Origin of the sequence: Pseudoclavibacter sp. CFCC 13611, from assembly GCF_008831225.1 — a bacterium.
GTDB lineage: Bacteria > Actinomycetota > Actinomycetes > Actinomycetales > Microbacteriaceae > Pseudoclavibacter_A.
The window spans coordinates 254,477-270,394 of record NZ_WBKE01000003.1 but is presented as its reverse complement, the minus strand read 5'-3'; the positions used below and the strand labels follow the sequence as shown (position 1 = coordinate 270,394).

Below are 15,918 nucleotides of genomic sequence, written 5' to 3'. Positions count from 1 at the left end.
GGATGGTGGGGCGGCGGGGCGAATCAGCTGCCGCCAGCTGGCTGTGCGTCGTCGTCTGGGCGTGCGTCTGCGGCGCCTCGTTCGAGGCGGTCGCTGAGCAGGCCGAGTGCCTGCACCGCCTCGGCAGCCTGCACCTCGTCCCAGACGCCGATGCGGTCGATCAGCCGTCGCGCTCTGAGCTGCTGTGACTCGTGCAGGCGCTTTCGGCCGTGCTCGGTGATCGTCACGATACGTGCACGAGCGTCGTCTGGGTCGGCGACGCGTTCGACGAGACCGTGCTCTTCGAGCTCGGCGATGTGCCTGCTCAACACCGACGGGGTGAAGCCGATCTGCTCGCCGACCTGCGCGGCACGGCAGCTGCCGTGATTCAGCAGTGCCTCGAGCACCAGACTGAGCGGAACGTTCAGCGCGCCTGCCTTCGTGGCCTCGAACGACACCGCACGGGCGTTGCGGATGAATCGAGCGGTCTCACTCACGAGCTGGATGGCGGTCTGGTCTTGCACGAACATCAGTATAGATAGTTGGTTGCGGAATGCAACTAATTACCGCGGTAGGTCTCACGTCGCCGTGTCACCTCTGTTTCAGCAGGTCTCACGGCGCCCGCGTCGCCTCAGAGCGGGCGTGCCGCGCTCAGGGTCGTGTGACCGCTGCGCTGTCGGCGAGCGTGAAGTACTGTCGATCGCGATACATCAGCGGCCCGGACTCTGGGCCTTCGTGCACGTCGAGCACTTCGGCCACGATGAGCTGCGATCGCCCGACAGTGAGCGTGTCGAGTGCTCGGCTGCGCAGGGCCACTGGGGCATCGAGCAGCAGGGGCTCGCCGGTGGGCAGAGTGCCCCAGTGCTGCTCGGGAGTGAAGCGGGGTTCGCCGCTGCGCGCGAAGGCGTCGGCCACGTCAGCCTGACCCTCGCCCAGCAGGTGCACGACGAAGGAGTCGGCGCCGATGATCTGCCCGGCCGACCCGCTCGACTTCGTCACCGAGAACACGAGGGCCACCGGGTCGACCGAGACCGAGGCGACGCTTGAGACGGTCAGCCCGAAGCGTCCGTCGGCCGATTCGGCGGCGACGATGGCGACACCGGCGGGATGCCGGCGAAAGGCGTTCTTGAACCCCTGGACGAGGTCGGTCATGAGTGGCTCCTTCGTAACACGTCTGCCTGCTGTGGCGAACGGCTGCTCTGCCGTGCCCGGGCTCATGCCATCTGATCGGCACAGTACTCGCTGACCGCACAGCGCGAAAGAGCCGAAGCGGAACGTCTCTGTCACGAGACGCAACGCTCCGGCCCTGCGGCGCTGCTCGGCCGCGGTCTCGACGTCAGTGGCTATTCTGCGACAGCCGACTTCTGATCGGGCTGCTGCGCGTCGCCCTTCTTCTCTGGCTTCGCGTCGACGCCGGCCTCCTTGCGCTGCTGCGCAGAGATCGGGGCCGGGGCGCCGGTCAGCGGATCCTGGCCGTTGCCCGACTTCGGGAACGCGATGACGTCGCGAATCGAATCGGTGCGCGAGAGCAGGGCGTTGATGCGGTCCCACCCGAAGGCGATGCCCGCGTGCGGCGGAGCCCCGAACTTGAAGGCGTTGAGCAGGAAGCCGAACTTCTCCTGGGCGTCTTCGGCCGAGATGCCGAGGAACTCGAAGATGCGCTCCTGCACGTCGGTGCGGTGGATGCGCTCGGAGCCTCCGCCGATCTCGTTGCCGTTGCAGACGATGTCGTAGGCGGTCGAGAGCGCGTGCTCAGGATCTTCTTCGAAGCGGTCGATCCACTCAGGGGTCGGCTTCGTGAAGGGGTGATGCTCACTCGTCCAGGCACCGGCGCCGACGGCTACGTCGTCATCGCCCTCTTCGCCGACGCGCTTGAACATCGGGAAGTCGACGATCCAAACGAACGAGAACTCGTCGTCGTTCAGCAGGCCGTTGCGGCGGGCGATCTCGACACGAGCCGCGCCGAGCAGCTCCTGCGAGGGCTTGACCGATCCGGCGGCGAAGAAGACCGCGTCGCCGGGCTTCGCGCCGACGGCAGCGGCGAGACCGTCGCGCTCCGACTCCGAGATGTTCTTGGCCACGGGGCCGGCCAGGGTGCCGTCTTCTTTGAACGTCACGTAGGCGAGGCCGCGCGCACCGCGCGAACGGGCCCAATCCTGCCAGGCGTCGAACTGGCGACGCGGCAGCGACGCGCCGCCCTCGTAGACCACGGCACCCACATACGGGGCCTGGAAGACGCGGAACGGGGTGTCTGCGAAGAAGTCGGTCAGCTCGGTGATCGGGTTGCCGAAGCGCAGGTCGGGCTTGTCCGAACCATAGAGGCGCATGGCGTCGGCATAGGGCAGGCGAGGAATCGGTCGAGGAATCTCGACGCCGATCTCGGCCCAGACTGCGGTCAGCACGTCTTCGGCCAGAGCGATGACGTCTTCTTGCCCGCCGAAGCTCAGCTCGGCGTCGAGCTGGGTGAACTCGGGCTGGCGGTCGGCGCGAAAGTCTTCGTCGCGGTAGCAGCGGGCGATCTGGTAGTAGCGCTCGAGACCGGCGACCATCAGCAGCTGCTTGTACAGCTGAGGCGACTGCGGCAGGGCGTACCAGCTGCCCGGCGACAGACGTGCGGGAACCACGAAGTCGCGAGCGCCTTCAGGCGTCGACCTCGTCAGGGTGGGGGTCTCGACCTCGACGAAACCGTGCGCGTCGAACACGCTGCGGGCGGCGCGGCTGACCGCGGCGCGCAGGCGCAGGGCCTTCGCCGGTGCCGGACGACGCAGGTCGAGGTAGCGGTACTTGAGCCGCACATCGGAGCTGACGCTCTCGGTCTCTTCGGTGCCGGCCAGGGCGGTGGAGACCTGGAAGGGGAGGGCGGCGGAGGGTGCGAGCACCTCGACCTCGGTGGCGACGACCTCGACCTCGCCGGTGGCGAGCTTCTCGTTCGCGTTGCCTTCGGGGCGCAGGCGCACATCGCCGACGACCTTGACCACGAACTCGCTGCGCAGCGGGTGTGCGACGGCCTCGTCATAAATGACGACCTGAGCGATGCCGGTCGAATCACGCAGATCGATGAATGCGACGCCGCCGTGGTCGCGCCGACGATCGACCCACCCTGCCAGCGTGACGGTCTTTCCTACCAAGTCTTTGCCGAGCGACCCGGCCTCGTGCGTACGCAGCACAGATGTCCTTCCGAAGAATGTGATGTCCCGTCGATTCTACTGTGCCGAGCCGTGCCCGGCTCGGCATCATCTGCGCGGATTGGACTTCGCCGCCGCGGATTGGACTGCGCCGCCATGGATTGGACTGAATCGCTCGGTCTGCGCGAGATCGGTGCAGGCAGCTGCGATCCCCGCAGGTGACGCGGCTCGCCGACTCGCACGCGCGCGCAGGGTTGCGTAGAATGCCGCATATGTCTCCCAGACGCATCCATTTGGTGCGCCACGGCGAAGTCTTCAACCCCGACGGCGTGCTCTACGGGCGGCTGCCCGGGTTCCGGCTGTCCGACCGCGGCGAGCTGATGGCGAAGACCACAGCCCGGGCGCTCGTCGACGACGGCCGCCCGATCGCTGCGCTCTATGCATCGCCGCTGCAGCGCGCGCAGGAGTCTGCCGCGCCGTTCGTCGACCTCACCGGTCTGCCGCTGCAGACCGACGATCGCCTCATCGAAGCCGGCAATCAGTATGAGGGCACGGCTCGCAAACCGGGCCTGCACCTGCTGCGAGACCCCAAAGAGTGGCGTCGGGTCTACAACCCCTTCCGCCCGAGCTGGGGCGAGCCCTACCGGCACATCGCCAATCGCATGATCGACGTGATGCGCGCCGCCTGGCTTGCGCGCCAACGTGAGGTTGACGACCATCGGGCGCAGGATGCCGGTCTGGACGCCGACCCCGATGCCGACATCGTGATGGTCAGCCATCAGTCGCCCATCTGGATGGCGCATCGGGCGATCGCCGGCGACGCACTCTTTCACAACCCCGCACACCGCCGCTGCGCGCTCTCGAGCGTGACCAGCTTCGAGTACGACCCAGAGCACGACGTGTTCCACGAGGTCGCCTACTGCGATCCGGCGGCGGATGTGCCCAGCATCGACCAGGGAGCCGTATGACCCCGGGCATCCGTCACCACGACAGCCGTTCCGCGCAGAGCCGTTCCGCACAGAACCTCTCCACAACGCACGCCGCCCAGCAGCGCGCAGACCGACCGCAGGCACGCCGAGCGGCCGGCCGCGGCATCCGCCGTCTGGTCGCCGCTGCGCTCGCAGCAGGCGTCGCCCTCTCGCTGGCTGCGTGCTCGAACGCAGACCCGCTCGCCGAACAGCAGTACGGCGACTCGGCCGACAAGGGCTACATCTCGGGCACCGGCGCGGTGAAAGAGTTCGCCGCCGACCAGCGCCCGGCACCCGTCACCTTCTCGGGCACGACCGAAGACGGTCGGCAGATCACCCAAGACGAGCTCTCGGGCAAAGTCTCGGTGGTGAATTTCTGGTACGCGGCCTGCCCGCCGTGCCGTGCTGAGGCCGGTGACCTGAAGACGCTGCACAGCGAATTCGAATCGCAGGGCGTGGAGTTCTTGGGCGTGAACGTTCGCGACGGCGGCGAGACCGCGCAGGCCTTCGAACGCAACTACGGCATCGACTATCCCTCGGTGCTCGACGCCGAGGCGGCCGGAGGAACCGTTCAGGCCGCCTTCGCCGCGGCCGGCGTGCCGCCGAAGGCCGTTCCGACGACCGTGGTGATCGGTCGCGACGGCCGGGTCACCGCGACGATTCTCGGGCAGCTCGACGCCGGCACGCTGCGGGCGCTGATCAAGACTGCCGTGGCCGAGTAGATGGGCGGCTCTCTCGCCGAGATCGTGCTCTCTGGGTCGCTGTGGGCGGGCGTGCCGATTGCGCTGCTCGCGGGGCTGGTCAGCTTTCTGTCTCCGTGCGTGCTGCCGCTGATCCCGGGATACCTCGCCTATGTGGGGGCGGTGACGCCGGGGCAGCAGGTCTCGGCTCGGCCCTCGACTTCTGCCTCGACATCCCCCGCGACTCAGACCGCGACTCAGCCGCTGACATCACCCAGCCGCTCGCGCACTCTCGTGGGAGCGCTGCTCTTCGTGCTCGGCTTCGCCCTGGTCTTCGTGATCGTGGGCGGGGCGATCGGCACGCTCGGCATGTTCCTGCTCTCGTACGAGAAGATCGTGACTCGGGTGCTCGGCGTGCTGGTGATGGCGCTCGGTCTGGTCTTCGTCGGACGATTCGGATTCATGCAGCGCACGATCAAGCCCGGCTGGCAGCCGCGGCTCGGTCTGATCGGCGCGCCCCTGCTCGGCATCGTGTTCGGGCTCGGCTGGACGCCGTGCATGGGCCCGGTGCTCGCCGCGATCCAGACGCTCAGCTTCACCAGCGGCGACGCCTGGGTCGGCGCCGTGCTCAGCTTCGCGTTCGCGCTGGGCCTCGGCGTGCCCTTTCTGCTGATCGCCGCCGGGTGGGGGTGGGCCAACCGTTCGCTGGGCTGGGCCCGTCGACACGTGCGCGCGATCAATCTGGCAGGCGGTGCGCTGCTGATCGTGCTCGGCCTCGCTCTCGCCACCGGCCTGTGGACCGCGTGGATAAACACTCTGCAAGGATGGATCGGTGCATATGTCACGCTCATCTGAGAACTCCGCCGAGGCCGAGCAGGCCGAGGCCGCGAAGAAGGCCTCCGCCGCCGACCGCGCTCGAGCCGAGGCCGACGCCCGGGCGACCACGCTGTCGACCGGCCGGCAGACCGAGGCACTGCCGCAGGATGTCAAACTCGGCTTCGGCGGCTGGCTGCGGTTTCTCTGGCGACAGCTGACCAGCATGCGCATCGCCCTGCTGCTCCTGCTGCTGCTGGCGATCGCATCGGTGCCCGGCTCGATCGTGCCGCAGCGCGGCGCCGACCCCAACGGCGTCACCAAGTACTTCAACGAGCATCCCGACCTCGCGCCGGTGCTCGACAAGCTGAGCCTCTTCGACGTGTACGCGTCGCCGTGGTACTCGGCGATCTACCTGCTGCTGTTCATCTCGCTGATCGGCTGCATCGTGCCGCGCATTAAGCTGCACGCCAAGGCGCTCTTCTCGAAGCCGCCGAAGACGCCGGTGCGGCTGGGTCGTCTGGCCGGCTACCAGCGCGTCGAGCTGCCGTCGACGGCGGATGCCGTGGCCGCGACGCCGGAGCAGGTGATCGCCACAGCAGATCGGCTGCTGGCCGGGCGCCACTATCGTCGTGCCCGCTATGACCGGCCCGAGTCGAAGCGCTGGCCCGCCGCAGTGAGCGTGAGCGCCGAGCGCGGCTATCTGCGCGAGACCGGCAACCTGCTCTTTCACGTCGCCCTCGTCGGCGTGCTGATCGCCGTCGGCATCGGCGGCGGCATCTCGTATCACGGACAGCGTGTGATCGTGCAGGGCGGCACCTTTCCGAACACGCTGAGCAGCTACGACTCGTTCAGCCCAGGCCGCTGGTTCTCTTCGGAGCGGCTGAAGCCCTTCGCCATCACCCTGGACTCGTTCGAGACGAAGTACGCCGAGACGATGACCGACATCAAGAGCGGTGCCTACGGACAGCCGCTCGACTACACCGCAGACGTGACCGTGCACCACGCCGACGGCAGCGAGGCGCCCGGCCAGATCAAGGTCAACCAGCCGCTGAACGTCGACGGCACCGACGTCTTTCTGCTCGGCAACGGCTATGCGCCCAAGATCACCGTGCGCGACCCACAGGGCCAGGTCGTGTTCTCCGACCCCGTTCCGTTCCTGCCGCAGGATTCCAACCTCACCTCGATGGGTGTGGTGAAGGTCACCGACGTGGCTCCGCAGCAGATCGGCATGCTCGGCTATTTCTATCCCACTGAGGCGTCGGCGCACGAGGGCATGTCGATGTCGGTCTACCCGGCGCTGGACAACCCGGTGCTCAGCCTCAATGTCTACGTGGGCGACCTCGGCGTGGACCAGGGCGAACCCAAATCGGTCTACACCCTCGACCCCGACGGTCTCGAACAGATCGCCGGCGGGCCGAACTCCGGCGACGGCGGCAGCGTGGCGAAGTCGCTGCGGCTGACACCCGGGCAGACCGTCGACCTGCCGGGCGGCCGTGGCACGGTCACCTTCGACGAGGTGCGGCCATACGTCAGCCTCGAGATGCGTCACGATGCGAGCCAGGTGTGGGTGCTCGGCTTCGCGCTCCTCGCGGCCGCTGGGCTCATCGCCTCGCTCTTCGTGCCCCGTCGCCGCATCTGGGTGCGCGCGTGGAGCGAACCCGTGCCCGCAGCCGGGCCGAACCCGGCAGGCGAAGGCGAGACGGCATCCGCCGACGGCACGCGCACGGTCTTCGAGATCGGCGGCCTCGCTCGCGGCGACGACCACCTGCTCGAAGACGCGGTGCGCAGCATCGCCGCCCGTCTCGCGCGGGCGCACGACGACACGAACGACAATCGGCCCCAGGCCGGCGACGCGGTGAAGAAGGGCTAGGCTAAGCAACCATGGATCTGGCGCAACTCGAGGAATGGTCGATGACCGCGGTCGTCACCGCCGGCATCATCTTCGGCCTCGCATTCATCTTCTATGCGTACGACTTCGCGGTGCGTACGGCGGGGCGGGCATCGGCGCGCACACACAAGAGCCTGCGCATCGGCACATCGCTGTCATGGCTCGGGTTCGTCGTCATCGTAGCGGCGGTCGTGCTGCGCGGCGTCGCGGCACAGCGTGTGCCCTGGTCGAACATGCACGAGTTCTCGATCACTGCGGTCGCGATCATCGCAGGCGTCTATCTGTTCGTGAATCTCTGGCGCGACGTCAGCTTCACCGGCATGTTCGTCACCGGGTTTCTCGTGATCGTGCTGCTGCTCGCGACGACCATCTGGTACACCGCGGTCAAACCGCTGATGCCCGCACTGGAGTCGGCCTGGATCGTGATCCACGTGCTGGTGGCCATTCTCGGCACCGGCTTCTTCGCGGTGGGCGCCGCACTGAGCGCACTGCAGCTCGTGCAGGCCCGACGTGAGGCCAAACCCAAAGACCGGCGCCGAAAGAACGCCTACCTCGATGCGCTGCCGTCCAGCGAGAAGCTCGAGCAGCTCTCGTTCACGGTGATCATCATCGGCTTCGTGCTCTGGACGTTCACGCTGATCTTCGGCGCGATCTGGGCGCAGAAGGCCTGGGGACGCTACTGGGGCTGGGACGTCAAAGAGACCTGGACGCTCATCATCTGGGTGGTCTACGCGGGCTACCTGCATGCCCGCGCGACGCGCGGCTGGCGCGGCACTCGCGCGGCGGTGCTGGCCATCATCGGGTTCGCCTGCGTGCTCTTCAACTTCGGCGTGGTGAACACGCTGTTCAAGGGCCTGCACGCCTACTCCGGGCTCGGCTGACCCGCTCGGGCAAGGCCTCTGGCTCAGCCGGCGTCGGGTGAATCGCGCGTGAGCTGCGCGTAGCAGTCAGCGATCCGCTCGCGCCACCATCCGGTGCGTGCCGTGCCGGCGTCGAGCTGGCGCAGCGCATCCGCATCGACTTCGGGCCACCCCGGGGCGATCGCGAAGTCGTGCACCAGCGGGCCGGCCACGACATCCCGATCGAAGAACGCACCGGTGCCGAGCCCGCAGGCGTGCTCAAGTGTCGGCAGTGCGGCCGCTACGCGCGCGCCGAAGGCGATGCCGACCGCCGTGTCGAGCGCCGACGAGACGACCGCGGGAAGCCCGGTCTCTCGCACGATGTCGAGCACTCGGCGTGCGCCGCCGAGCGGCTGGGCCTTCACAATGATGAGGTCGGCGGCACCGAGAGCGGCGACCCGCATCGGGTCTTCGGCCTTGCGGATGCTCTCGTCGGCCGCGATCGGCACAGCGACTGCGGCGCTCGCGAGCATCTCGCGCAGCCGGGCGAGCTCTTCGACTGTCGCGACCGGCTGTTCGGCGTACTCGAGCCCGAAGCGCTCGAGCTGGGTGAGCGCTGCGAAGGCCTCGTCGAGCGACCAGCGCCCGTTGACGTCGATGCGGATGCGCACGTCGTCGCCGACGACCTCGCGAACGGCTCGCAGGCGGGCCCGGTCGTCTTCGAGGGCCTCGCCGAGCGCGGCCACTTTCACCTTGACCGTGTGCAGCCCGGCGAGATCGCCGTAGCGCGCCATGACCTCGGGCACCTGTGAGGCTGGCACGGCAGGCATCGTGGCGTTGACCGGCACGCTGTGCCGCACCGGCTCGGGCTGCGTCTGCCAGCCGGCGTCGAGCGCGGCGGCCAGCCATGTGCTCGCCTCGGCGGTCTCGTACTCCAGAAACGGCGAGAACTCGACCCAGCCGCCGGGCGCCTCGAAGAGGGCGGCCTCACGCACCGTGACGTTGCGAAAAGGCGTGTTCATGGGCAGCGAGACGACTCGCAGCGTGTCGAGCAGCTCGTCGAGCGGGGGCAGTGTGCTCATGTGCCCACGTTACTCCACGGCGTCTGTGACGTTCTGCGTGCCAGGCGCTCAGCGTCAGCGCGGTGCTTCGATCGCGGTGCACCGATCTCGGTGCGTGCAGGGGTCATCTGAAGAGACATGAGTGTATTTGGCATGGAGTATTCGAAGTGGAGTATGCTCGCATCTGTCGCGCTGAGAGGTGCTGCGACACACATGCCGCAGCACACAGCACGTTCCAGCTTGATGCCGACAGGAGTGACGCATGCCCAGAGACCGGCCACTGAGCTCGATGGCGATCATGGTCATCGCTCTGCTCGAAGAGCAAGGGGCGACGCACCCGTACGAGCTGCAGCAGGTGATGCTCAGCCGTGGGGCCGACCGATATATGCGTCTCACCACCGGCACGCTCTACCACACAGTGAATCGCCTGGCCGAACAGCAGCTGATCCGTGCGGTCGGCACGCAGTGCGAGGGCAACCGGCCCGAACGCACCGCGTACGAGGCCACCGAAGCGGGCATCGAGGCTCTGCGCGATCGCGTCGCCGACCTGCTGAAGACGCCGGCTGACGAACACCCGGTGTTCGCCGTGGCGATCGCCGAAGCCCATCATCTGCCTGCGCCGCTGATCGTCGAGCTGCTGCAGCGTCGAGTCGAGCATCTCAGCGAGATCGAGGCGCTCATCGATTCGAACCTCGCCAGCGCCGAGGCCGCCGGTGCCGCACGCCGCTATCTGCTCGGCGCCCACTATCGAAAAGCCCTCGTGACAGCAGACCTGACCTGGACCCGTCAGCTGATCCACGACATCCGCACCGAGCACCTCGAATGGGAGAACAAGTGAACACCGCAAAACCGTCTGACCACGACGTCATGACGCCCCCCGAGACCCCACACGGCCCGTGGCCGGCGCTGTGGGCGCTGATCATCGGCTTCTTCATGATCCTGATCGACACGACCATCGTGTCGGTCGCGAACCCGAGCATTCAGCACGGGTTGGGCATCGACGTCAATGAGGTGATCTGGGTCACCTCTGCATACCTGCTCGCCTATTCGGTGCCGATGCTGGTGGCTGGTCGTCTCGGCGATCGTTTCGGCCCGAAGCGGGTCTACCTGGTCGGGCTGGTGATCTTCACTCTCGCTTCGCTGTGGTGCGGTCTCTCCGGCTGGCTGCCGGGCAGCGGCTTCGTCAACATCATCCTGGCGCGAACGATCCAGGGGTTTGGTGGGGCGCTCATGACGCCGCAGACCATGGCCGTGGTGCAGCGGGTGTTTCCGCCGCATCGCCGTGGCAGCGCCATGGCGGTCTGGGGCTCGGTCGCGGGTCTGGCCACGCTGGTCGGGCCGCTGTTGGGCGGTCTGCTGGTCGACAGTCTGGGCTGGGAGTGGATCTTCGTCGTCAACGTGCCGATCGGCGTCATCGGCTTCGTGCTGGCCGTCTGGCTGGTGCCCGACCTCAAGTCGCATCGCGAGAGCTTCGACTGGTTCGGCGTCGCACTCTCGGCGGTCGGCGTGTTCCTGCTGGTCTTCGGCATTCAGGAGGGCAACCGCTACGACTGGAACCTGTGGGTGATGCTGTCGATCATCGGCGGTGTGGTCTTCCTGATCGCATTCGTGCTGTGGCAGCGCGCAGAGCGCGTCGCTCCGTTGGTGCCGCTGCAGCTCTTTCGCGATCGCAACTTCTCGGTCTCGAGTACCACCATCACCTTGATCGGTCTGAGCATCACTGCGATGTTCATTCCGTTGGTCTACTACTTTCAGATCGTCCGAGGCCTCACTCCGACTCAGTCAGCGCTGATGACCCTGCCCGCCTCGGTGCTCGGCATGCTGTTGGCCCCTATCTCGGGGCGGCTGACCGACCGGGTGCACCCGCGCCTCCTCGCGGCGACGGGCACGCTGTGCTCGGCGCTGGGCATGTGGGCCTACCTGCTCGTCATGCACACAGACACGCCGTGGCAGCTGCTGCTCGTGCCGTCGATGATTCTCGGTCTCGGCAACGCCTTCATGTGGGGGCCGGTCAGCGCCACCGCCACCAGAAACCTGCCGATGAAGCTGGCGGGAGCGGCATCCGGCGTCTTCAACACGGCTCGCCAGATGGGCGGCGTCATCGGCGCTGCGGCGATCGCCGCCGTGATGACATCGCGACTCGATCACTACCTGCCCGGTGCGTCTGGGGCTGCCAGCGCCGGAGGCTCCGCAGGCTCGCTGCCCGAGATCGTCGCCACTGGCTTCACCAGTGCGATGTCAGACTCCATAATCCTGCCCGCGGTCGCTCTGACGGTGGCCGGGCTGGTTGCCCTGCTCTATCAGCGGCCGAACCACTTCGGCGACCGGGGCACGCCGAGCGTCGAGACCGACGGCAGTCCCGCCGCAGCGGCTGCTGCCCGGCAGACCGACTAACGTCGATCTGCGCGCTGACTGATCGCGGCCCAGATGCCCCCGATGATCAGCAGCGCGCCGAAGCCGATCAGCACCGAGATGATCGCGATGGTTGGGTCGATCGTGAACGGCAGTGTGAGCGAGGCGACCACGAGCACAGCCGCCACGATGACGATCAGCCCCCAGACGACGGTGCCGATGCGCGGGCCGGGGCGTCCCGGCGCCTGCACCGGCGCCTGCTCGGGTGTCTGCACCTGAGTCGGTGCGTCGGCGGGCGCAGCGGGCGCACCAGCCTCAGGGGGCGCTCCAGCTGCGGCGGATGCCGTGGTCGCGCCGAGCGGCTCGTGCAGCGGCTCGTGCAGCGGCAGGGTGTCGTGCATGTCTTCGGCGTTCGTCTTCGGCTGCTGGTCGGGATCGCGCGGTTCGGGTGTGGTGGGAAGTGACATCGGAATGACCTTTCGAGAAGAGGATCGGGGAGCGGGCTCAGCGCGTTCGTGCGGGTGGCCGAGGGTCATCGTGCCGGCTGCAGGCTCATCGTCGAGGCGATCAGATGCGCGTTGACGGTCACGCCCGCAGAATCGTCGGTGTCGCCTGAAACGACCCGACCGTCGCGCACCACGGTGATCGAGCTGAAGCCGAGACCCGAGCGCTGCTCGGACTCACCTCCGGGCAGCGCGTCTTGGTTCAGCGTGCTGACGGTGGCCGTCGTCACGATGCGGAACGTGCCCGAATCGGGAATCATCAGAGACAGCGTGCCGGCCGTGCTTGAGACGTCGATCGGCGCCGGGGTGTGCGAAGCGTCGTCGAGCGCCCGAAGATCGAGCCGGCCGGTCGAGGCGACCATGGAGAACGACGGTGCCGACGCCTCGTCGACCAGGTCGCTCGGCTGCACACTCCAGTGCGCGTCGCCGGCGACCGTTACGGGTCCGGTGCGCACGACGGTCAGCGGGCTGAGCGTCAGCGTGGCGGCAGCGGCGACCACGGCGAGAAAGCTCAGCACGCCGCCGCGTCGACCCATCAGCCCGAGAACCGTGATCGTGACGCCGAGCACGAGCAGTGCTGCGGCGAATCCGAGTGCGACGGCGGTGAGCGCGCTGATCTCCGAGCTGATCATCGGCGCGAGACCGCCGACCGCCCCGCCGACGACGAGCGCGATGCCGAAGCCGATCGAGACGGCCGCGCTGCCCGGCCGGCTGCGTTCATGCGAGAGACGTGCGCGTTCCGCTGCCGCCTGACCCTGCATCCGCGCCTGCTGGGCCTGCTGCCGCCCGCGTGCTCGGGCCTCTTCGTGCGCTGCTCTCGCCTGCGCACGACCTTGGGCGTTCGCGGCGGCGAACGCGGCCTTCGACTGCTGTGCGGCGTCAGAGAAGGCGTCACGGGTCTGCTGCGCAGCGTCGTCGTATGCGGTGGGCTGAGGGCCGCCGCCCGACCGGCTCGCGCGCCGGATCAGCCAGACCACCAGCCAGATCAGCGCGGCGGTGACGGCGATCGTCCAGATCACGCGCAGGGCGATGGCGAGGCCCGACAGGTGCAGCACATCGTCATCCCAGAACCAGCCGATGCCGAACCCGTGACCGCCGATCGGGGTGAGCAGCAGCAGTACGACGGCGCCGAGACCCACCCACACCCCGGTGCTCGCGCGGCCCTGCAGCGCCTCTTCGAGATGGATGCGACCGTCGGCCGCCGGCAGCAGCAGCCAGGCCGTGAGGTAGGTGAGCACGCCGATGCCGCCGACGAAGAACAGTGCGACGGCGATGCCGCGTACGATCAGCGGGTCGATGCCGAAGCGATGCGCGATGCCGGAGCACACGCCCGCGAACCATCGGTCTTCGCCACGGGGCACCCCGAGGCCGCGCAGCCAGGGGAAGAAGCCGGTCTGCCGGCTCTGGTCGCCGTGGTCGGTCTGGGCTCCATGGTCTGTCTGGGCGCCGTCGCCGGAGTGACCGGCGTCGGCAGGGCCTTCGGGCGCTGGAGGTGTGGGGTGAGCGTTCATGTTCACCAGTGTGCGTGCCGGGTCGGGGCCGCCGCTATCAGGGATCACCCTGATTTCTGCTCAGGGCACTCTCCCCTGCGGGGATCGCTCCCTGCCACCACGGATCGCTCCGAAACGGCCGTTGACGAGCGATCGCGGTAGAGACCGAGCGCTCCCCGCAGGCGTCCGTGGTTGGATGGAGGCATGAGCCCACCCGTCTCGCAGCGCCGGATGCTGCGCACGCGCCCGCGTGTGCTCGGCGGCGTGTGCGCGGGGCTCGCGGAGCATCTGCACGTCTCGGTGCAGGCTGTGCGCATCGGCATGGTGGTCGCGGCCCTCTTCGGCGGCGCCGGCATCGTGCTCTATTTCTGGCTGTGGCTGCTGGTGCCGGACGCCGACGACCCGGCACGTCAGCCACCCGCCGCCTCGGTCGCGGGCAGCATCCTGCAGCGACCGGGCGATGCAGCTCGGACAACGTCGGATCCCGCACCTTCCACCAGCCGTCGTTTCAACCCGGCCGTGCCGCTGCTGATCGGCGGCGGGCTGCTCGCGCTCGCCATCGCCGTGGCGACCGGCAGCGTGCCGCTGCAGATTCTGATTCCCGCCGCGATCGCCGTCGTGGGCCTGGTGCTGGCCTGGCGTCGGCTCATCAGCGACGGCGCAGCCGGAACGCGGGAGGTGACCTGGCAGGTCATCGGCGGCGCGGCGCTCGTCGTGGTCGGTGTGATCCTGCTCGTGCTGCCGGGCGGCGAGGGGCGACCCACCGGCGTGCTGGGCGGCGCGCTCGCGGTGCTGGCAGGTGCCGGCGTCGCACTGGCGCCGTGGGTCGTCAAAGTGATGCGCACGCTGGCCAACGAGCGGGCGGAGCGTGCTCGGGCGAACGAGCGAGCCGACATCGCCGCGCATCTGCATGACTCGGTGCTGCAGTCGCTGGCGCTGATCCGGCAGAAGTCTGCCCCGGACAGCGACGTCGCACGCATCGCCCGACGCCAGGAACGCGAACTGCGCGACTGGCTGTTCGTGCGCGACACCGGGCTCACAGACGAGGAGCGCGCCGAACCGAGCGACGTCGGCGCACGGCTGCGCGCGATCGCAGAGCGGCTGGATGAGGAGCACGGCTGCACCTTCGACGTGGTGACGATCGGGGATGTCGTGGTCACCGGGGCGCTGCGCGGGAGCGGCGGTGCCGACGCCCTGGTGGCAGCCGCAAACGAGGCGATGACGAATGCCGCCCGGCACGCCGGCGGGCGCATCTCGGTGCTGGTCGAGGGCGGCGTCGACGCGGGAGCGGCGGCTGCGGATGCGATGCCACGTCGCCGGCTGAGCGTGACGGTGACCGATCGCGGCCCGGGGGTCGATCTCGGTGCGATTCCCGATGACCGACATGGCATCCGCTCGTCGATCATCGCGCGCATGCGGCGGTCTGGCGGGCAGGCGCGCATCACCGCAGGCCCGGGCGGTCACGGTACGCGCGTGGTGCTCACCCTCGACGAGCAGGACGCGATGACGACGGAGCGGGGCGGCAGATGAACGAGACGGACGAAGCACGCATCAGCGTCGTGCTGGTCGAAGACCACTCGATCTTTCGGGCGGGGCTGCGCGAGTCGCTCGCCGACGACCTGGCAGTGGTCGGCGAGGCTCCCGACGTCGACGCCGCCGTGCGGGTGATCGACGAGGCCCAGCCGCAGATCGTGCTGCTCGACGTGCATCTGCCCGGTGGTCAGGGCGGTGGCGGAGCAGAGGTGATCGAGCGCTCGCAGCGTTCGGCGCCGCACACGCGCTTTCTCGCGCTGAGCGTCTCGGACTCGGCCGAAGACGTCGTGCGAGTGATTCGCGCCGGTGCTCGCGGCTACATCACGAAGAGCTCCTCGGCCGAAGAAGTCTCTGACGCGGTACGGCGGGTGGCCGACGACGACGCGGTCTTCTCGCCGCACCTCGCCGGGTTCGTGCTCGACGCGTTCGGAGCCGCCAGCGGCGAGACCGCGCAGGCCGACGACGAACTTGACCGGCTCACCCGGCGCGAGCAGCAGGTGCTGCGCCTGATCGCACAGGGCTACACCTACAGAGAGATCGCGGCCGACCTCTTCATCTCGGTCAAGACCGTCGAGACGCATGTCTCGTCGGTGCTGCGCAAGCTGCAGATGTCGTCGCGGCACGAGCTGACCGCGTGGGCGCTCGCCCGCCGGCTGCTCTGACCGAGCGCGACCGGTGGCATGC

Annotated in this window: 15 protein-coding genes; 9 read left to right on the top strand and 6 right to left on the bottom strand. The window is 68.5% G+C overall.

All coding sequences use genetic code 11. The features are described 5' to 3' along the window. Window positions 1-23: 23 nt before the first annotated feature. The 3 genes from F8O08_RS09900 to aspS form a co-directional block, all read right to left on the bottom strand. Window positions 24-503 (bottom strand): MarR family winged helix-turn-helix transcriptional regulator, encoded by a 480-nt coding sequence (locus tag F8O08_RS09900; protein ID WP_192496783.1) that lies wholly within the window; start codon window positions 501-503, stop codon window positions 24-26. Between the two features lie 127 nt (window positions 504-630). Continuing rightward, window positions 631-1,131 carry a flavin reductase family protein gene (locus tag F8O08_RS09895; RefSeq protein ID WP_158030337.1) on the bottom strand — a complete coding sequence of 167 codons (501 nt, stop codon included), beginning with the start codon at window positions 1,129-1,131 and terminating at the stop codon, window positions 631-633. A gap of 191 nt (window positions 1,132-1,322) precedes the next feature. Further along, window positions 1,323-3,146, bottom strand: a complete 1,824-nt coding sequence (aspS, locus tag F8O08_RS09890) for an aspartate--tRNA ligase (protein WP_158030336.1) — start codon at window positions 3,144-3,146, stop codon at window positions 1,323-1,325. Window positions 3,147-3,376: 230 nt separating this feature from the next. Here aspS and F8O08_RS09885 point away from each other — a divergent pair, with 230 nt between their 5' ends. From F8O08_RS09885 to ccsB, 5 genes are read left to right on the top strand one after another with little or no spacing between them, the layout of a single operon-like run. Next, on the top strand, window positions 3,377-4,072 hold the full coding sequence (locus tag F8O08_RS09885; RefSeq protein ID WP_158030335.1) for a histidine phosphatase family protein: 696 nt from the start codon (window positions 3,377-3,379) through the stop codon (window positions 4,070-4,072). After that, complete coding sequence (locus F8O08_RS09880; protein WP_158043163.1) at window positions 4,069-4,794, top strand: TlpA family protein disulfide reductase; 726 nt, start codon at window positions 4,069-4,071, stop codon at window positions 4,792-4,794. The genes F8O08_RS09885 and F8O08_RS09880 overlap by 4 nt, the downstream gene beginning before the upstream one ends. Then, complete coding sequence (locus tag F8O08_RS09875; protein WP_158043162.1) at window positions 4,795-5,607, top strand: cytochrome c biogenesis CcdA family protein; 813 nt, start codon at window positions 4,795-4,797, stop codon at window positions 5,605-5,607. It begins immediately after the preceding gene. Then, a complete protein-coding gene (locus F8O08_RS09870; protein ID WP_225733309.1) occupies window positions 5,591-7,438 on the top strand; it encodes a cytochrome c biogenesis protein ResB in 1,848 nt (615 codons plus the stop codon). The genes F8O08_RS09875 and F8O08_RS09870 overlap by 17 nt, the downstream gene beginning before the upstream one ends. Before the next feature lie 11 nt (window positions 7,439-7,449). Then, on the top strand, window positions 7,450-8,337 hold the full coding sequence (gene ccsB, locus F8O08_RS09865) for a c-type cytochrome biogenesis protein CcsB (RefSeq protein ID WP_158043161.1): 888 nt from the start codon (window positions 7,450-7,452) through the stop codon (window positions 8,335-8,337). Between the two features lie 23 nt (window positions 8,338-8,360). Here the strand turns inward: ccsB and F8O08_RS09860 are convergent, their stop codons facing one another. Continuing rightward, the gene (locus F8O08_RS09860) at window positions 8,361-9,377 is read right to left on the bottom strand and encodes an o-succinylbenzoate synthase (protein WP_158043160.1); all 1,017 of its coding nucleotides are present in this window, start codon (window positions 9,375-9,377) and stop codon (window positions 8,361-8,363) included. 241 nt (window positions 9,378-9,618) lie between these two features. On the opposite strand from F8O08_RS09860, the gene F8O08_RS09855 reads away from it, so the two are divergent. Beyond that, window positions 9,619-10,194, top strand: a complete 576-nt coding sequence (locus tag F8O08_RS09855) for a PadR family transcriptional regulator (protein WP_158037057.1) — start codon at window positions 9,619-9,621, stop codon at window positions 10,192-10,194. A gap of 29 nt (window positions 10,195-10,223) precedes the next feature. Then, the gene (locus F8O08_RS09850) at window positions 10,224-11,750 is read left to right on the top strand and encodes a DHA2 family efflux MFS transporter permease subunit (protein ID WP_158043272.1); all 1,527 of its coding nucleotides are present in this window, start codon (window positions 10,224-10,226) and stop codon (window positions 11,748-11,750) included. On the opposite strand, the gene F8O08_RS09845 is transcribed toward F8O08_RS09850, so the two are convergent. Both F8O08_RS09845 and F8O08_RS11065 read right to left on the bottom strand, forming a co-directional pair. Beyond that, window positions 11,747-12,175, bottom strand: coding sequence for a hypothetical protein (locus F8O08_RS09845; RefSeq protein WP_158043159.1), 429 nt, complete (start codon window positions 12,173-12,175; stop codon window positions 11,747-11,749). The genes F8O08_RS09850 and F8O08_RS09845 overlap by 4 nt on opposite strands. Window positions 12,176-12,240: 65 nt before the next feature. Next, window positions 12,241-13,722, bottom strand: coding sequence for a PspC domain-containing protein (locus F8O08_RS11065; RefSeq protein ID WP_158043158.1), 1,482 nt, complete (start codon window positions 13,720-13,722; stop codon window positions 12,241-12,243). Window positions 13,723-13,905: 183 nt separating this feature from the next. Here F8O08_RS11065 and F8O08_RS09835 point away from each other — a divergent pair, with 183 nt between their 5' ends. Together F8O08_RS09835 and F8O08_RS09830 are read left to right on the top strand one after the other, a co-directional pair. Next, window positions 13,906-15,231, top strand: coding sequence for an ATP-binding protein (locus tag F8O08_RS09835; protein ID WP_158043157.1), 1,326 nt, complete (start codon window positions 13,906-13,908; stop codon window positions 15,229-15,231). After that, window positions 15,228-15,896, top strand: a complete 669-nt coding sequence (locus F8O08_RS09830; protein WP_158043156.1) for a response regulator — start codon at window positions 15,228-15,230, stop codon at window positions 15,894-15,896. Before F8O08_RS09835 ends, F8O08_RS09830 begins: the two co-directional genes overlap by 4 nt. The last annotated feature ends 22 nt before the right edge of the window (window positions 15,897-15,918 follow it).